The 17,565-nt window shown below is 70.4% G+C and carries 14 protein-coding genes; 9 read left to right on the forward strand and 5 right to left on the reverse strand.

Annotated features, from left to right (window positions below; genetic code table 11):
• The first annotated feature begins 29 nt into the window (after window positions 1-29).
• The gene (locus Sspor_RS10825; RefSeq protein ID WP_202198864.1) at window positions 30-515 is read left to right on the forward strand and encodes an Lrp/AsnC family transcriptional regulator; all 486 of its coding nucleotides are present in this window, start codon (window positions 30-32) and stop codon (window positions 513-515) included.
• 35 nt (window positions 516-550) lie between these two features.
• Here the strand turns inward: Sspor_RS10825 and Sspor_RS10830 are convergent, their stop codons facing one another.
• The 4 genes from Sspor_RS10830 to Sspor_RS10845 form a co-directional block, all read right to left on the reverse strand.
• Complete coding sequence (locus Sspor_RS10830; protein WP_202198865.1) at window positions 551-1,069, reverse strand: O-acetyl-ADP-ribose deacetylase; 519 nt, start codon at window positions 1,067-1,069, stop codon at window positions 551-553.
• Window positions 1,069-2,487, reverse strand: a complete 1,419-nt coding sequence (locus Sspor_RS10835; RefSeq protein WP_202198866.1) for a phytoene desaturase family protein — start codon at window positions 2,485-2,487, stop codon at window positions 1,069-1,071. Before Sspor_RS10835 ends, Sspor_RS10830 begins: the two co-directional genes overlap by 1 nt.
• A gap of 101 nt (window positions 2,488-2,588) precedes the next feature.
• The gene (locus tag Sspor_RS10840; protein ID WP_202198867.1) at window positions 2,589-3,413 is read right to left on the reverse strand and encodes an inositol monophosphatase family protein; all 825 of its coding nucleotides are present in this window, start codon (window positions 3,411-3,413) and stop codon (window positions 2,589-2,591) included.
• Window positions 3,414-3,591: 178 nt separating this feature from the next.
• Window positions 3,592-4,413: a helix-turn-helix transcriptional regulator gene (locus Sspor_RS10845; RefSeq protein WP_237404290.1), complete on the reverse strand. Its 822-nt coding sequence runs from the start codon at window positions 4,411-4,413 to the stop codon at window positions 3,592-3,594.
• 141 nt (window positions 4,414-4,554) lie between these two features.
• Between Sspor_RS10845 and Sspor_RS10850 the strand changes: the two genes are divergently transcribed.
• Entirely contained in the window at window positions 4,555-5,976 is a 1,422-nt protein-coding gene (locus tag Sspor_RS10850) for an MFS transporter (protein ID WP_202198869.1), read from the forward strand.
• Window positions 5,977-6,061: 85 nt separating this feature from the next.
• On the opposite strand, the gene Sspor_RS10855 is transcribed toward Sspor_RS10850, so the two are convergent.
• Complete coding sequence (locus Sspor_RS10855; RefSeq protein ID WP_202198870.1) at window positions 6,062-6,697, reverse strand: helix-turn-helix transcriptional regulator; 636 nt, start codon at window positions 6,695-6,697, stop codon at window positions 6,062-6,064.
• Between the two features lie 856 nt (window positions 6,698-7,553).
• On the opposite strand from Sspor_RS10855, the gene Sspor_RS10860 reads away from it, so the two are divergent.
• Genes Sspor_RS10860 through Sspor_RS10890 form a run of 7 tightly spaced genes read left to right on the forward strand, consistent with a single transcriptional unit; the run spans window position 7,554 to window position 17,556 of the window.
• Window positions 7,554-7,760, forward strand: a complete 207-nt coding sequence (locus tag Sspor_RS10860) for a hypothetical protein (RefSeq protein ID WP_202198871.1) — start codon at window positions 7,554-7,556, stop codon at window positions 7,758-7,760.
• Window positions 7,761-7,815: 55 nt separating this feature from the next.
• Window positions 7,816-8,940 (forward strand): glutamine-hydrolyzing carbamoyl-phosphate synthase small subunit, encoded by a 1,125-nt coding sequence (gene carA / locus Sspor_RS10865; RefSeq protein ID WP_202198872.1) that lies wholly within the window; start codon window positions 7,816-7,818, stop codon window positions 8,938-8,940.
• Window positions 8,940-12,260 carry a carbamoyl-phosphate synthase large subunit gene (gene carB / locus Sspor_RS10870; protein WP_202198873.1) on the forward strand — a complete coding sequence of 1,107 codons (3,321 nt, stop codon included), beginning with the start codon at window positions 8,940-8,942 and terminating at the stop codon, window positions 12,258-12,260. The genes carA and carB overlap by 1 nt, the downstream gene beginning before the upstream one ends.
• Before the next feature lie 25 nt (window positions 12,261-12,285).
• On the forward strand, window positions 12,286-13,287 hold the full coding sequence (gene sbnA, locus Sspor_RS10875; RefSeq protein WP_202198874.1) for a 2,3-diaminopropionate biosynthesis protein SbnA: 1,002 nt from the start codon (window positions 12,286-12,288) through the stop codon (window positions 13,285-13,287).
• The gene (sbnB, locus tag Sspor_RS10880; RefSeq protein ID WP_202198875.1) at window positions 13,274-14,278 is read left to right on the forward strand and encodes a 2,3-diaminopropionate biosynthesis protein SbnB; all 1,005 of its coding nucleotides are present in this window, start codon (window positions 13,274-13,276) and stop codon (window positions 14,276-14,278) included. Before sbnA ends, sbnB begins: the two co-directional genes overlap by 14 nt.
• Complete coding sequence (locus tag Sspor_RS10885; protein WP_202198876.1) at window positions 14,275-15,969, forward strand: FAD/NAD(P)-binding protein; 1,695 nt, start codon at window positions 14,275-14,277, stop codon at window positions 15,967-15,969. The genes sbnB and Sspor_RS10885 overlap by 4 nt, the downstream gene beginning before the upstream one ends.
• A gap of 18 nt (window positions 15,970-15,987) precedes the next feature.
• On the forward strand, window positions 15,988-17,556 hold the full coding sequence (locus Sspor_RS10890) for a carbamoyltransferase C-terminal domain-containing protein (protein WP_202198877.1): 1,569 nt from the start codon (window positions 15,988-15,990) through the stop codon (window positions 17,554-17,556).
• The last annotated feature ends 9 nt before the right edge of the window (window positions 17,557-17,565 follow it).

A 17,565-nucleotide genomic window follows, 5' to 3' on the forward strand; every position in this document is an offset into this window, starting at 1 on the left:
TTTGGGGCAGAATCTGCCAAGGAGTGACCATGGACGCAGTCGATCTGCAGATCATCAGGGAATTGCAGGCCGACGGGCGCCTGTCCAACCAGGACCTCGCCGACCGTGTGCGGCTGTCCCCGTCGCCGTGCCTGCGCCGGGTACGGCGGCTGGAGGAGGCGGGCCTGATCCGCGGCTACACAGCCATGGTCGACCAGGTCGCCTTCGGGCTCCCGGTCACCGTGTTCGTCCGGATCCGCCTGGAGCGCCACACGGCGGAGGCGGTGCGGCTGTTCGAGGAGCACGTCGCGGTCATCGAGCACATCCAGGACTGCTATCTGATGGCGGGCAGCAGCGACTACCTGCTCCGGGTCGTGATCGAGGACCTGGAGGCCTACGAATCCCTGGTGCGCCACCGGATCCACGCCATCCCCGGGATCGCCTCGATCGAATCGAGCTTCGCCTTCGGCAGCGTCAAGCAGTCCCGGACCTACCCGCGGCCCGCCCCGGGCGCGGCCGGGCGGACGCCGCGCTGACGGATCCGCGGACGGCCCGGCGGCTCGGGCGCGGCTCAGGGGCCGGCCGTCAGCGCCGCCTCGAAGGCCTCGTACGCGGGCGCGTCGAAGAGCACGAACCGCACTTCCCGGACCTCGGTACGGGCACCTCGCACCGTCTCCACCGCGATGCGCGCCCCGTCGTCCATCGGCCAGCCGTAGATGCCGGTGGAGATCGCCGGGAACGCGACCGTCCGGGCCCCCAGCTCGTCGGCGATCCGCAGTGACTCGCTGTAGCAGGAGGCCAGCAGCGCCGACCGGTCCTCCTCGCGCGACCAGACCGGGCCCACCGTGTGGATGACGTGCCCGGCGGCGAGCCGCCCGGCCGTGGTGGCGACGGCCCGGCCCGTGGCCAGCCCCTTGCCGTAGTGCGAACGCCGCAGGTCCTCACAGGCCGCGAGGATCTCCGGCCCGCCGCGCCGGTGGATGGCTCCGTCGACCCCGCCGCCTCCGAGCAGCGAGGAGTTCGCCGCGTTGACGATGGCGTCGGCCTTCTCCGCGGTGATGTCGCCGAGGACCAGGGTGATACGGACCATCAGGAGCCCTTTCGCAGGTGGCGCCAGACCGCCTTGGCCGCGTTATGCCCGGACATGCCGTGCACGCCCGGGCCGGGCGGGGTGGCCGAGGAGCACAGGAAGACCGCCGGGTGGGCCGTCGTGTACGGGGTGAGGGAGAGCTTGGGGCGCAGCAGGAGCTGGAGGCCCGAGGCGGCCCCGCAGGCGATGTCGCCGCCGACGTAGTTGGGGTTGCGGGCGGCGAGCTGGGGCGGGCCGGCCGTGGCGCGGGCGAGGACCAGGTCGCGGAAGCCCGGGGCGAAGCGCTCCAGTTGGGATTCGACGGCCTCGGTGAGATCGCCGTCCCAGCCCGCGGGGACGTGCCCGTACGCCCAGAACACGTGCTTGCCCTCGGGCGCCCGGCCGGGGTCGACCAGGCTGGGCTGCGCGGTGATGAGGAAGGGCGCGCGCGGGGCCCGGCCGCCGGAGGCGAGCTGCAGGGCGGCGTCGATGTCGCGGGCGCGCGGGCCGATCTGGACGGTGCCGGCCCGGCGCGGCGCCTCGGCCGTCCACGGGACCGGGCCGTCCAGCGCGTAGTCGAGCTTGAACACGGAGGCGCCGTACCGGTAGCCGTCGTAGGCGCGCCCCAGGCGGGCGATGCGGGCCAGGGCGGTCGGCGAGGTGTCGAAGACGTAGGTGCGGGCGGGCGGGAGGTCGTCGAGCCGCTTGACCTCGAAGCCGGTGTGGATGGTCCCGCCGAGGTCGCGCAGGTATGCGGCGAGGGCGTCGGAGACGGACTGGGAGCCGCCGCGCGGCATCGGCCAGCCGTTCGCGTGCGCGGCCAGCGCGAAGACCAGGCCCACGGCGCTGGTGGCGATCCCGTCGAGCGGGGCGATGACGTGGGCCACGAGGCCCGCGAACAGCGCGCGGGCCCGTTCGTCGCGGAAGCGGCTCAGCAGCCAGGTGGAGGGCGGCAGTCCGGCGAGCCCGAAGCGGGCGAGCGTGAGTGGGTCCCGGGGCAGCGCGGTGCTCGGCAGGGACATGAAGTCCCGGGCCAGGGTGTCCCATTTGCCGAGGAACGGCCCGACCAGACGCCGGTAGGCGCCCGCGTCGCGCGGCCCGAAGGACGCCGCCGTCTCCGCGACCGAGCGGGACAGGACCGCGGCCGTGCCGTCGTCGAAGGGGTGCGCCATGGGCAGCGGGGCGTGCAGCCACTCCAGCCCGTACCGCTTGAGCGGCATCGTGGCGAAGACCGGCGAGCCGGCGCCGAGCGGGTGCACCGCGGAGCAGGGGTCGTGCCGGAAGCCGGGGAGGGTGAGCTCCTCGGTCCGGGCACCGCCGCCGACGGTGTCGGCGGCTTCGAAGACGGCCACCGAGAAGCCGCGCCGGGCCAGTTCGACGGCGGCCGTCAGCCCGTTCGGCCCCGCCCCCACCACGACCACATCGAGAATCGACGGCACTTGCGACTCCTTCGTCTCCGGCGGCGCCTGCGCCCCCAGGATATTCCGCCACCCGGACCGCGCTGACCGGACCGGACCCGACCGGACCGTCCCGGAGCCGGTCAGGCGCCCCGGAGCAGCTCCCGGATGCGTACGGTGGTGGCCTCGTCACGCCCGACCGCGAACGGCAGCGCATTGTCGCGGTCCACCCGGAAGGGGACCCCGTCGACCGTGCTCTGCGTGCCGCCGGCCTCGGCGACCAGCAGCAGGCCGGCCGCGTGGTCCCAGGCCGAGGGCCAGGTGAAGGCCAGGCCGTCCATCTCGCCGCGGGCCACCTTCAGGTACTCCAGGCCCGCCGAGCCGCAGGGGCGGGCCGCGACCCCGGGGACGTCCAGCCGGGCCAGCGTCCGCTTGTTCTCGTCACTCGTGTAGAGCGGATGGGCGATGGCGACCCGCAGCGCGGCGCCCGGAACGGGCGAACCGCTCTGGATGCGCTCGCCGTTGACGTATGCGCCCTGCCCGCGCACGGCGGTCGCCAGCTCCTCGAGGGCCGGGGCGAAGGTCCAGGAGGCGAGGATCTCCCCGCGCACGGCCAGGGCGACCAGGGTGCAGAAAGCGGGGTCGCCGTTCACGAACTGGCGGGTGCCGTCGACGGGGTCGACGATCCACACCGGGGCGTCCGCGCGCAGCGCCGCGTACACCCCGGGGTCGGCGTGCACGGCCTCCTCGCCGACCACCGCGGAGCCGGGCAGCAGCCGCTTCAGGGCGGCCGTGAGGTGTTCCTCGGCCTTGCGGTCGGCCACGGTCACCAGGTCGTGGGGGCCGTTCTTCTCGTCGACCTCGTGCTCGGCGAGCTGCCTGAATCTCGGCATGATCTCGATCGCCGCCGCCTTGCGGACGGCCTCTTCCACATCGGACAGGCCATGGGCCAGGAACTCATCGATCATGCCTCCAGCAAAGCACGCCCGACCGACAAACCCCACCGCCAATCCCGTACCGGCGTCCGGACACCCGGTGACCACCGGGTGAACCGGCCCCGGGGGCCGCAGGGGCCGCAGGGGCCGCGGTCGCCGGGGGCCGCGGTCGCCGGGGGCGCGGTCGCCCGGGGCCGCGGTCGCCCGGGACTCAGCCGGCCACCGGGAACATCGATCCGCGCCGGCCCTCCGGCGAGGTCAGCCACTCCAGCTTCTCGGCCGTGCCGGTGCCCGGCAGCGGCGTGTGGAGCACGATCGCCAGATCGGGGCGGGCCGGCACGCGCAGCTGCGTGGCCTCCACGTACAGCGTTCCGGTGAGCGGGTGCTCGATCTCCTTCTCCAGCTGTCCCCCGGGCAGTACGTCCCCGCGCTCCCACAGTCCGGTGAACTCCGGGCTGAGTTCCCGCAGCTCCTCGATCACGGCCCGGAAGCCCTCGTCGTGCGGGCTCTCCGAGCAGGCCGCCCGGAACTGGGCCACCACCAGGCGGGCGATCTGCGCCCATTGCGGGGAACGGGAGCGGTAGATGGGGTCGGTGAAGAAGGCGATCAGGCAGTTCTGCACGATCTCGGGGCGCATCCCGAAGACCAGCGAGGCCGCGTCGTTGTACATCACGGTGTTCCAGTACCGGTCCATGATGTGCGCGGGGAAGGGCATCCAGGCCTCGATGAGCCGCCTCAGGCCGTCGCAGTTGCCCCGTTCGCCCGGGGCCACCTCGAGGGCGGGCGGGTTCAGCCCGGCGAGCACGTACAGGTGCCGGCGCTCGGCGCTGGTCAGCTTCAGCACCCGGCCCACGGCGTCCAGGACCTGCCCGGACACCGTGATGGCGCGGCCCTGTTCCAGCCACTGGTACCAGGAGACCCCCACCCCGGCGAGCACGGCCACCTCCTCGCGGCGCAGTCCCGGGGTGCGCCGGCGGGCGCCGCCGTCCGGCAGGCCGGCCTCGGCCGGGGTGATCCTGGCCCGTCTGCTCATCAGGAACTCGCGCAGTTCGGGCCGCCTGTGTTCCGCGGTCGGTGTGGCCACTGAGTCCCCCTGTCCGGCTGCCTGGTGGTGCCGCCAACAGGATAAGTTCCCACTCTGCACGGACATTCCCGGGCCACGAGGGTGGTGGCCATGGCGATCGACACACAGACAACGACCACCGGGCCGCACACGGCGGCCCCCTCGATGGAGAACGACCGGCTCTCCGGCCGGGCCCGACTGGTTCTCTTCGTGCTCTGCGCCGCCCAGTTCATGGTGGCGCTCGACTTCTCCGTACTGAACGTGGCCCTGCCGGTGCTCGGCGAGGACCTGGGCCTCGGCCGGTCCGCCCTCCAGTGGGCCATCACCGCCTTCGCCCTGCCGTCCGGCGGCTTCCTGCTCCTCTTCGGCCGGATCGCCGACCTGTACGGCCGCAAGAAGCTCTTCCTCACCGGTCTCGCGCTCTTCGGCGCGGCCTCCCTGCTCGCGACCCTCGCCTGGGATCCGGCCTCCTTCCTGACCGGGCGCGCCCTGCAGGGCCTGGGCGCGGCGGTCATCGTGCCCACCGGTATGTCCCTGCTGACGACGACCTTCCCCGAGGGCCCGCTGCGTGACAGGGCGCTCGGCATCTCCGGCACCCTGCTGTCGCTCGGCTTCACGGTCGGCATGGTGCTCGGCGGTGTCATGACCGACACCCTGGGCTGGCGGTCCACGATGGGGCTGCTCGCGGTGGCTTCGGTGATCGTGCTGGTCATGGCGCCGGGGCTGCTGCCGGAGTCGCGCACCGCGCAGCGCCCGCGGCTGGACGTGCCCGGGGCCGTCACGGTCACCGTCGGTCTGCTCGCGCTGATCTACGCCCTGTCGACGGCGGCCGGGCGCGGCTTCGGCGACGCGGACGTCCGGGGCACGCTGGTGCTCGGGCTGGTGCTGCTCGCCGCGTTCGTCGTGGTGGAGTCGAAGTCCCCGGCCCCGCTGGTCTCGCTGCCGATGCTGAAGCGGCGCACGGTCGCCTGGGGCAACGTCGGCGGTCTGGTGACGTTCTCGATGATGTCGACGGTCGTGTTCGTGCTGACGCTCTACCTCCAGGAGACGCTGGAGCTGTCGTCCTTCCTGACGGGCCTGGTCTTCGGCGTCCAGGGCCTCGCCTCCGTCGTCGCCGGGTCGTACGCCCCGAAGGTCATCGGCCGCTTCGGCGCCCGCCGCACGCTGGTCGGCTCACTGCTCGGCCAGGGCCTGCTGGGCCTCGCGCTGCTCGGCGTGGGCGCGCAGTCGGGTGCCCTGCTCGCGACGGTGGCCGTCTCGCTGGCCAGCATGTGCCACCTCGGCGCGATCATCTCGTACGGGGTCGTGGTGACGAGCGGTGTGCCCGACGAGCAGCAGGGTCTGGCGACCGGCCTGGTCACGACCACCCAGCAGGTCGGCATCACGATCGGCATCCCGCTGCTCGGTGTGCTGGCCACCACCCGGGCCTCGCTCTTCGACGGGGTGCGGACGGTGCTGACGGTCGACGCGGTGATCGTCCTCGCGGCGGCGGCCCTGGTGGGCTTCGGCCTGGGCTTCCGCAGGAAGGCCTGAGGTCCTCGCCCCGCGACGGCTCCGGCCGCCTCCCCGGTCGGGGAGGCGGCCGGAGCCGTCGCGGGGGCACGGACGGCCTGCCACGTCAGTAGGTCGGAAAAGCCTCGGTATGGCACAGGAGATAACCGAGGTGGGTGCGGTTCTTCGCCCCGAGGTGCTCCTTGATGTGGGCGATGTGCGCCTGGAGCGAGCGCTCGCTGATGCCCAGGCGACGCGCGATCACCTTGTCCGAGTGCCCCTCCGCGAGCAGTTGCCGGATGGTCGCCCGGATCGGCGTCATCACTTCGGACGCCGCCTGTGCGGCGTAGTTGGGGACGAAGGGGAAGGGCGCCGCACGATCCCAGGAGCGCTCGAAGACGTCGATGAGGAAGCGCAGCACGGAGGGTTCCGTGATCGCGGCGGCGACCGTGCGCTCGGCGTTGGCCGCGATGAAGGCCGTGGAACCGTCGATGATGATCAGCCGGTCGAAGAACTCGGTCAGGGTCCGGACCTTGACTCCGTATCCCATGACGGCACGGACGTAGGACTTGGTCGCCTCGTCGAAGCGGGCCGAGTGCTGATAGATCGTCCGCATGCTGATGCCGTTGCCGACCTGGCAACGGACCGACTCCAGGGCCGCGTCCAGGACCTGCTTCGGGCGGGGCCCGTCCGGCTGCGCCGTCAGGATCTCGGATCGGGCGCCGGCCAGGCTGGCGCCTATGGCCGCGTTGATCGCAGGCAACCCGTGCAAGTGCACTACGCCCGGGCCGGCCTCGGGCCGTGGGTGTAAGTCGTATACGACCCGGTCGTCTCGGTCGTCGCGGTTGGCCTGATTCTGGACCCGGCGCGACAGTTCGGCGAGCGTCTCCGCGATGCCTCGCAGGCTGTCCCGTTCCGTCGACCCTTCGTCCGCGGCGTGCGTGGTCCCGCCCCGGGACACACTCGCCTCAACACCGGTACCAACACTCTCTGACCTGCTCGTCATCAACGGTCATCCCCCCCAGGGTCCGTACAACGCAAGGGCAGCTCATCGCCGCCTGAAGTGTGCCAAGCGAGATGCCTCCAATTCTAGCAATGCGGCTACCTGAACCATCGTGGATCTTTCCCCCGGCCTGTGACGTGCTGGACACTCGCTAACAGATGGAGCCAAGACGGCGACGCACTGGCCGGATACATCTGTGGGGAAAGTTCTGATGGATTTTTTGGATCGTGGCTTGAAATGGGTGATCTGACCAAATGACCCATATGACGCCATGTGATGTCGTTCTCTGTGGCCACGCCAGCCACGCCTGTCCGTCTTAGCCCTGCGCGAGGTTCGAGGCCCCGTGCGCAGACGGTCCTTACGACGCGGGTCGGCAGCAGCCTCGGGGCCGGAAGGCTCCGCAGGCCGACGACGCCGCGGCACCGGAGAGGAGCCCGGCACGGCCCTCCGTGAAGACGACCGCTGCCCAGGAGACCGATCGGGCCGCGGCGCCGCCCCCCAACGGGAGCGGGCGCCGCTGAAACGCGCCACATGCATCCATGTCGCACCACCAAGGACGTTCATAACCTCACGGTCCCGGCCCCGTCGGCCGACCCTTTACGAAGGCAGGATTGTCATGAGCCGCTACAGTTCCGGATCCCGCCGCGGTGGCACCGCTGCCCGGCCACTTTTCGCCCTGCTGGCGGCAACCTTCGCCGCGACGGCGGTGGCTGCCGGCACGACCGCCGCGCACGCATCGGCCGCTCCTGCTCCGGGTGTCCACCAGCCGGCCAACGATGTCGGCTGGAACAGCGTCGGCTCGGACTCCGGCCGCATCCACTAGCAGGCCCCTCCAGCACGGCTGGAGCTAATACCGTTAACGGCTGGGAGGGGGAAGGATGAGTGTGTCCGCACCACGGGCTGCACTGGTTCTGGAGAATGGCAAATTATTCTGGGGCAGGGAATTCGGGGCCCTTGGACGTTCGCTCGGGGAAGTCGTCTTCCAGACTGGAATGACGGGATATCAGGAAACGCTGACCGATCCTTCTTATCACGGTCAGATCGTGGTACAGACCTCCCCGCAGATCGGGAACACGGGGTGGAACGACGAGGACAGTGAATCGGGCCGGATCCAGGTGGCCGGCTATGTGGTGCGCGATCCCTCCCGGACCGCCTCCAACTGGCGGTCGCGGCGGGAGCTCTCGGACGAGCTGGTGCAGCAGGGTGTCGTCGGGATCGCCGAGGTCGACACCAGGTCCCTGACCCGTCACATCCGCGAGAGCGGAGTGATGCGCGCCGGGGTGTTCTCGGGAGACGCGCTGACCGACCCGGATGCCATGACGGAGCAGGTGCTGACCGCTCCGCCGATGGCCGGCGCCAATCTGGCGGCCCGGGTCAGTACCGCACAGCCCTACGTCCGTCCGGCCGTCGGGACCCGCCGGTTCCGCGTGGCGGCGCTGGACCTCGGGGTGAAGGCGAACACCCTGCGCATGCTGGCCGACCGCGGGATCGAGACGCACGTCCTGCCCGCGTCCAGCTCGCTGGACCAGATCCTGGAGACCGAGCCGGACGGTGTGTTCCTGTCCAACGGCCCGGGTGATCCGTCCGCGATGACGGAGGCGGTCGCCCTGACCCGCGCGGTGCTGGAGCGGCGTATCCCGCTCTTCGGCATCTGCTTCGGGAACCAGATCCTCGGACGGGCTCTGGGCCGGGAGACGTACAAGCTGCGGTACGGGCACCGAGGCATCAACATCCCGGTGATCGACTCGGTCGACGGCCGGGTGTCGATCACCTCGCAGAACCACGGGTTCGCCGTGGAGGGGGAAGCCGGGGAGCGCTTCGACACGCCCTTCGGCCGGGCGCTGGTGTCCCACCACTGCCCCAACGACGGTGCCGTGGAAGGTCTGCGCTGCCTGGACGTCCCCGCCTTCTCGGTCCAGTACCACCCGGAGGCCGCGGCCGGTCCGCACGACGCCGCCGCCCTCTTCGACGAGTTCACCACCCTGATGAGCGGGGACCGCTGATGCCGAGGCGTACGGACCTCAAACACGTGCTGGTGATCGGCTCCGGGCCGATCGTGATCGGCCAGGCATGCGAGTTCGACTACTCGGGTACCCAGGCATGCCGGGTACTGCGCGAAGAGGGAATCAGGGTCAGCCTGGTGAACTCCAACCCGGCGACGATCATGACCGACCCGGAATTCGCGGATGCCACCTACATCGAGCCGATCACACCGGAATTCGTAGAGAAGATCATCGCGCAGGAGCGCCCGGACGCGATCCTCGCGACTCTGGGCGGGCAGACCGCGCTCAACTGCGTCGTCGAGCTGCACGACCGGAACGTACTGGACAAGTACGGCGTCGAGCTGATCGGTGCCGACATCGAGGCGATCGGCCGCGGTGAGGACCGGCAGCGGTTCAAGGACATCGTCGCCTCGGTCGGGGCCGAGACCCCGCGCAGCGCCGTCTGCCGGACGATGGACGAAGTACGGGCCACGGTCGAGGACCTGGGTCTGCCCGTGGTGATCCGGCCCTCCTACACCATGGGCGGGCTGGGCTCCGGAATGGCGCACACCCTGCAGGAGCTGGAGTCCCTGGCCGGGGCCGGACTGGATCAGAGCCCGCTGGGCGAGGTGCTGGTCGAGGAGAGCGTGCTCGGCTGGAAGGAGTACGAGCTCGAACTCATGCGGGACCGCAACGACAACGTCGTGGTGGTCTGCTCGATCGAGAACATCGACCCGATGGGCGTGCACACCGGCGACTCGGTCACGGTGGCACCGGCGATGACCCTCACCGACCGCGAGTACCAGCACATGCGCAACGTGGGCATCGACGTGCTGCGGGCGGTCGGCGTCGACACCGGCGGCTGCAACATCCAGTTCGCCGTGCATCCCGGGACCGGCCGGCTCGTGGTCATCGAGATGAACCCGCGGGTGTCGAGATCCTCCGCGCTGGCCTCGAAGGCGACCGGCTTCCCGATCGCCAAGATCGCCGCGAAGCTGGCGATCGGCTACACGCTGGACGAGATCACCAACGACATCACCGGTGAGACTCCGGCCAGTTTCGAGCCGACCCTGGACTACGTGGTCGTCAAGATCCCGCGGTTCGCGTTCGAGAAGTTCCCCGTCGCCGACGCGACGCTCACCACCACGATGAAGTCCGTCGGCGAGGGAATGGCGATCGGCCGCAACTTCGCCGAGGCCCTGGGCAAGGCGCTCCGGTCGATGGAGTCCAGCGCGGCCGGCTTCTGGACCACGCCGGATGCCGCGGGCGACGGGAGTGCCGATCCGGCCGAGGCGGCCGCCGCCGCCCTTGAGGCGCTGCGGACCCCGCACGACGGACGGCTGTACACCGTCGAGCGGGCGCTGCGCCTCGGTGCCACGGTCGCGCAGGTGCACGACGCCTCGGGGATCGACCCGTGGTTCGTCGACCAGGTCCTTGCCCTGGTCGAGCTGCGCGAGGAGCTGCTGAACGCAGGGACGGTGGACGCGGCCCTGCTGCGCCGGTTCAAGCGGATGGGGTTCTCCGACGTCCAGATCGCCGCGCTCCGGCCCGAGCTGGGCGGCGAGGACGGCGTTCGCGCGCTGCGTCACCGATGGGGCGTGCGGCCGGTCTACAAGACCGTCGACACCTGCGCCGCCGAGTTCGCCGCGACCACCCCGTACCACTACTCCGCCTACGAGTCCGACCCGGCGGCGGAGTCGGAGGTGCTCCCGCGTGGTGAGCGGCTCCCGAAGGTGCTCATCATCGGCTCGGGTCCGAACCGGATCGGGCAGGGCATCGAGTTCGACTACTCGTGCGTCCACGCGGCGCTGAGCCTGCGGTCGGTGGGCTACGAGACGATCATGGTCAACTGCAACCCGGAGACCGTCTCCACCGACTACGACACCTCCGACCGGCTGTACTTCGAGCCGCTGACCTTCGAGGACATCCTCGAGGTCTACCTGGCCGAGTGCGAGACCGGAGAGGTGGCCGGGGTCATCGTGCAGCTGGGCGGCCAGACGCCGCTCAAGCTCGCCCGGAGGCTGGCGGAAGCGGGGCTGCCGATCGCGGGCACCTCGCCCGAGGCGATCCACCTGGCCGAGGACCGCGGTGCCTTCTCCGAGGTGCTGGACGCCGCCGGGCTGGCCGCGCCGCGCAACGGCGTCGCCGTCTCCTTCGACGAGGCCAGGAGCGTCGCGGACCGGATCGGATATCCGGTGATGGTGCGTCCCTCGTACGTGCTCGGCGGGCGCGGGATGGAGATCGTCCACGACGAGGAGTCGCTGGCCTCCTACATCAGGAACGCCACCGAGGTGTCGGCCGAACGGCCGGTGCTGATCGACGAGTTCCTGGTGGACGCGATCGAGATCGACGTGGACGCCCTGTTCGACGGGCACGAGGTCTTCCTCGGCGGCGTGATGGAGCACATAGAGGAGGCCGGTGTCCACTCCGGCGACTCGGCCTGTGCGCTGCCGCCCCTCACCCTGGGGCGGGCCGACATCGCGACGGTACGCGCCCACACCGAGGCGATCGCGGCCGGGCTGGGCGTACGGGGTCTGCTGAACATCCAGTTCGCGCTGAAGGACGGGACCTTCTACGTCCTGGAGGCCAACCCCAGAGCCAGCCGCACGGTGCCGTTCGTCTCCAAGGCGACCGGGGTCTCGCTGGCCAAGGCCGGTGCGCGGATCATGCTCGGCGCCACCGTCGCCGAACTCCGCGGGGAGGGAATCCTGCCGGCCTCCGGCGACGGGGGGAGCCAGCGGGCCGGCTCGCACGTCGCGGTCAAGGACGTCGTCCTGCCCTTCCACCGCTTCCGTACGCACGGCGGCGAGGGCATGGACTGCCTGCTGGGACCGGAGATGAAGTCCACCGGTGAGGTCATGGGCATCGGCTCGGGCTTCGACGTGGCCTTCGCGAAGGCACAGCTGGCAGCGGGCTTCGCACCGCCGATCTCGGGCCGGGTGTACGTCTCCTGCGCCACCGGACACCTGTCGCGGGTCATCCCCTCCCTGCGGACGCTGCGGGGCTACGGCTTCGAGATCGTCGCGGAGGCCGAGACCGCGGAGCTGCTGAAGGGCACCGGGTTCGTGCCCGACGAGGTGGTCGGGGACGAGTCCGTGCACCTGGCCGTCGGATGGATGCGCGAGCACGAGACCCACCTCGTCATCAGCCTCGCGGCGCACGGCGCGGACCGCCGCATCGACCGGGAGATCCGCACGGCGGCGGCTCAGTACTCCGTGCCCTACGTGACGACCGGCTCCGGACTCCTGGCCATGGTCAGAGCCATCCGGGCCAGAAACCGGGTCGAATTCGAGGTGAGCTCACTGCAGGAGCTACAGGCGCGCGGCCGCGGGCACCGCTGAGGCACCATCCCTACTCGCTTCGGGAATGAAGTTGATTGCTGAGCATGTCCATGACCTTATTCTGGATGACGTATATCTCCGGGTCTCTGGGCTCGGAGACCTGAACCGGCTCTACTTGAAGGTCGAGGGATTCAACCCGGGCGGTTCGGTCAAGATGAAGACCGCCCGGGGGCTCATCCACTCCGCGGAGAACTCGGGCGCGGATCTGGCGGGCCTCCGGCTCATCGAGTCCACCTCCGGAAATCTGGGAATCTCCCTCGCCGTCATCTGTGCGGCGAAGAACTACCGGCTCACCCTGGTGACCGACCCGAATTCCAACGCGACGGCCGTGGCCATCATGCGTGCCCTCGGGGCGGAGGTCGTGGTCATCACCGAGCGCGACGACAACGGTGGTTATCTGGGCTCCAGGATTTCCTACATCCAGCAGCTGCAGGCCGAGGACCCGAATGTCTACTGGCTGAACCAGTACGAGAATCCGACCAACCCCACGGCACACGAACAGGCCACCGCGCCCTCGGTGCTCAGGGAGTTCGGGGAGGTCGACTACCTCTTCCTGGGGGTGGGCACCGGCGGCACGCTGATGGGCTGCATCGACTACTTCCGCCGACGCAGCCCGCAGACCCGGATCATCGCGGTCGACACCGCCGGCTCGGTCAATTTCCAGCCCACCTCGGGCCCCCGGCACATCCCGGGGCTCGGCACCAGCCAGCGTCCGCCGATCCTCGACAGCCAGGCGCCCGACGAGGTCCTGCTGATCCCCGAGTGGGAGACGGTGCGCGAATGCCGCTGGCTGGCCAGGAGCTCCGGGCTGCTCACGGGCGGCTCGACCGGGACGGTCCTGGCGGGCATCCGCCGCCTGGCACCCGGGATCCCGCCGGACGCGACCGTGGTCGCGATCTCCCCGGACCTGGGTGAGCGCTACCTGAACTCCGTATACGACGACACGTGGGTGGCCGAGCGGGGCCTGGACAAGGCTCCCCTCACCGATGAGCGGCTACCCGAGGAGGAACTCGATGTTCTCGTTTGATGTGGTGCCCGGCAAGGTCGTCAAGGACATCCTCGACACCTCCGCGGCCCAGGTCGTCGACCTGGTCGAGGACGCCTATCTGCGTCACGACGCGGGCCAGACGGTCAACCCCGACAGTTATTTCCTGCGCTTTCCCGAGAAACCGGACGCGCGGATCATCGCCCTGCCCGCCTCGATCGAACTGGCCGAGGACCACGCCGTCGGGATCAAGTGGATCTCCAGCTTCCCCGGGAACGTCGCCGACGGCATCCCGCGCGCCTCGGCGGCCCTGATCCTGAACGACTACGCCACCGGCTACCCGAAGGCGCTTCTCGAAGCAGCCACCGTCAGTGCGGTCCGGACCGCGGCCTCCGCCGCGGTGGCGGCCCGGGCGTTCTCCCGGTGGGTGACCCCGGACGGCCGGGTCTCCTTCATCGGCGCCGGCGTCATCGCCCGAACGATCCTCCGCTACCTGGTGGCCACCAACTATCCGCTGGAGTCCCTCGAGGTCTTCGACCTGCACGCGGAATCGGCGCAGAACCTGGCCCGTTTCGCGTCCGAGGAGCTCGGGCTCAAGGCGAAGGCCATCGGCGGACTGAGCGAGGCGCTGACCGCCCAGACGGTGATCACCACGACGACCGCCGGCACCCCGTACATCGGGCAGCTGCTCCGCCCGGGCCAGGTGGCGCTCAACATCTCCCTGCGCGACTTCCAGCCCGAGGTGATCCTCGCCGCGTCGAACTACTTCGACGACGTCGAGCACTGCATGAAGGCCAACACCTCCCCGCACCTGGCCGAACAGGCCTCCGGCGGACGGGACTTCGTGAGCGGCACGCTCGCGGACGTACTCCGTGGCCGGAACCAGCCGCAGGCCAACCGCGGCCTGGTCTTCTCCCCGTTCGGCCTCGGTGTCCTGGACCTCGCGGTCGGTCAGTACGTGCTCGACGCGGCCCGCGAGAAGGGTCTGACGGTGGAGATCCCGGACTTCTTCGGAGAGACGAGCCGCTGGTGAGCCCGGTACGGATAGCGGTGATCGGCGTCGGCCCGCGCGGGCTCTCGGCGCTGGAGCGGGTCATCAGCCACACCGCGCTCGACGGCTCCCCCGTCGAACTGCTGCTGATCGAACCCGGTGAGCTGGGTGTCGGGATACACGAGGCCAAGCAGCCGGACTACCTGCTGCTCAACACGATCGCCTCGCAGCTGACCATCTTCTCGGACGCGCGGATGACCCCGGGCGCTCCGGTGACCACCGGGCCCGACTTCTTCGAGTGGTGCGGGCAGCGGCACGGCGCCGTCGAGTTCGACGACTTCCTGCCGCGCCGGCTGCTCGGCGAGTACCTCCAGTGGGCCGCGGGCGAGTTGCTCGACCGGGCCTCGGGCTCGGACCGGCTGACCGTACGCCATCTGCGGGCCGTCGCGTCCTCCGTCCGGCAGGACTCCGACGGCGCCACGGTGACGCTCGCGGACGGGGCGGAGCACCGCGTCGACCTGGCCGTCGTCACGACGGGACACGGGATCGCGGCGGGCCCGCCGGTCACGGCGGACGGCTTCATCGCCATGCCGTACCCGCTGCCCGACCAGGTGGACGCGATCGCGGACGACGCCACCGTCGCCCTGCTCGGCACCGGACTGACCGCCATGGACGTGATCGCGGCGCTGACCGTGGGGCGCGGCGGGGAGTTCACCGAGGACGGATACCAGCCCTCGGGCCGCGAGCCGCGTATCGTCCTGGCGAACCGGACGGGCTGGCTGCCCTGTGGCCGGCCGGCCACCACGAGGGAACGTCGCGCCGCTCCGGCCGCGTTCCTCACCCAGGCCGCCGTCGCGGAACTCCGCGAGGGCACCGAGGACGGCCGGCTGGACTTCCGGCGGGACATCGAGCCGCTGATCCTGCGTGAAGCCCTCGGGCGGATGGATTCGGCCACTCCCGAGGAGACCGCCACCGTCGAGCGGATCCTCCGGCCGACCCGGGAAACCTCGCCGAGCTACGAGCAGTACGTGGCCGAGCTGGTGGAGCGGGCGTCGGCAGACCTGCGGGAGGCGGAACGCGGACTCGGCACGAGCGCGGTGAAGGAGGGCCTGGAGATCCTCCGCGACCACCGCGACGGGCTGCGGGCGGCCGTGGACCCGCCGGGTCTGACGGAGGAGTCGCACCGCTACTTCATGAGCGAATACGTCCCGCTGGTCAACCGCACGGTGATCGGCCCGCAGAAGGAGCGCATCGACGAGCTGCTCCGGCTCATGGCCGCGGGCGTGGTCGTGCCCGGCCCCGGGCCGAGGGCGGAGCTGTCCCGGGACGGGGACGGCTGGGTGCTCACCTCGACGGCGCTGGACGAGCCGCACCGCATCGCGGCCGACCTGGTGATCAAGGCCAACATGGACTGGCCGGTCATCGACCCCGAACTGGACCCGATCGCCTGCTCGCTGCGCGACTGGGCCGCCCCCGGCCCCGACGGCGCGCTGCGTCTGGACCGGGACGGCTTCGTCGTCCAGGCCGAGGGTCCTGACGGCCCCCGGGCGGTCGCCGTCTTCGGGCCCCCCGCCGAGGGGGCCAGCTACTACAACCACTACGTGCCGTCACCAGGCGTCTGGTCCCGTGCTCTGACCGACCTCGACCGTGTCCTCGGGCCCGTGCTCGGCACCGGACGTTCCAACGGCTCTCCCGGCAGCGACCTGCCTGCCAGTAACTCGCAATCCCTTTAAGGAAAGGTTCTACCGCACATGTTGATCCTGGGTTTCAAAGAGGGCCATGACGGCGGAGTCGTCGCCATCGAGGACGGCAAGCTTCTCTTCGCGCTGGAGGCGGAGAAGGACAGCTTCCCGCGATACGACCGTCTGACCGCCGAGGTGATCACCCGGGCCGCCGGGATGCTGGACCGCCAGCCCGATGTGATCTCGCTGAGCGGCTGGGTCAAGGGCAAGCACTCGGTCGAGCCGAAGCTGCGGGCCGGTTACTTCGGTGTCGGCGAGGGTTCCGTCACGGACGAGGCCGGCAAGTGGTTCGGCAAGGACGTCCGGATATTCTCCTCGACCCACGAGCGCTCGCACATCATGACCGCCTACGGCATGGCCCCGGCCGCCCACGGCAAGGCGCACTACTCCCTGGTGTGGGAAGGCAGCATCGGCGACTTCTACCGCATCGACGAGTCGGGTGAGGTCACCCACCTCAAGCACGTGATGACCGACCCCGGCAACAAGTACGCCTACCTGTTCTCGCTGGCGGACCCCAACCACCCGGCGGGCAAGGGCTTCTTCAACTACAGCCACGCGGGCAAGCAGATGGCGCTGACGGCCTTCGCCGAAGACACGCCGATGACCAAGGCCGAGCAGGAGACGATCGACTTCATCCTGAAGCAGGACGGCATCGTGCTCGGTGTCTCCAAGGACGAGATGACCTGGTCGCACCTCTACAACGCGGGTGTCGAGTCGCAGGAGTACCGGAACGCCGCGGCGAAGCACTCGAACGCGATCTTCGACCGGTTCTACAGCTACGCCGCCAAGCACATGACCGAGGGGCTGCCGCTGCAGATCTCCGGCGGCTGCGCCCTCAACTGCAACTGGAACGCCCAGTTCCGCCAGAGCGGCCTGTTCGAGTCGGTCTTCGTGCCGCCGTGCCCGAACGACAGCGGCGCCGCGCTCGGCACCGCCATCGACGCCCAGCGGTTCTACACCGGCCAGGCCACCATCGACTGGGACGTCTACGCCGGCGAGGAGTTCCTGGAGGACATCCAGCCCGACCCCGCGAAGTACGAGACGCGCCCGCTGGTCGCCTCCGAGGTCGCCCGCTTCCTCGAGCAGGGCAACATCATCGGCTGGGCCCGCGGCCGCTACGAGATGGGCCCGCGCGCCCTCGGCAACCGCTCCATCCTGGCCGCGCCGTTCACGGAGGAGACCACCGTGCGGCTGAACGCGATCAAGGGGCGTGAGGGCTACCGCCCGATCGCGCCGATCGCGCTGGAGTCGGACGCGGACAAGTGGTTCGTCGGCTCGGTCCACGACCCGTACATGCTGTTCTTCAACCGGGTGACCACCGAGGAGCTGAAGGCCGTCACGCACTTCGACGGCTCGGCCCGTACCCAGACGGTCACCCACGAGCGGAACCCCGGCATCGCCACGCTGCTGGAGGCCTTCCGCGACATCACCGGGTTCAGCGTCCTGTGCAACACCTCGCTGAACTTCAACGGCCGCGGATTCATCAACGCCACCAGCGACCTCCTGCAGTACGGCGAGGAGCACGGCCTCGACGGCTACGTCATCAACGACACCTTCGTCACCCGCCGGAAGAGCTGACGCTCTCCC

Source organism: Streptomyces spororaveus, assembly GCF_016755875.1.
Lineage (GTDB): Bacteria > Actinomycetota > Actinomycetes > Streptomycetales > Streptomycetaceae > Streptomyces > Streptomyces spororaveus.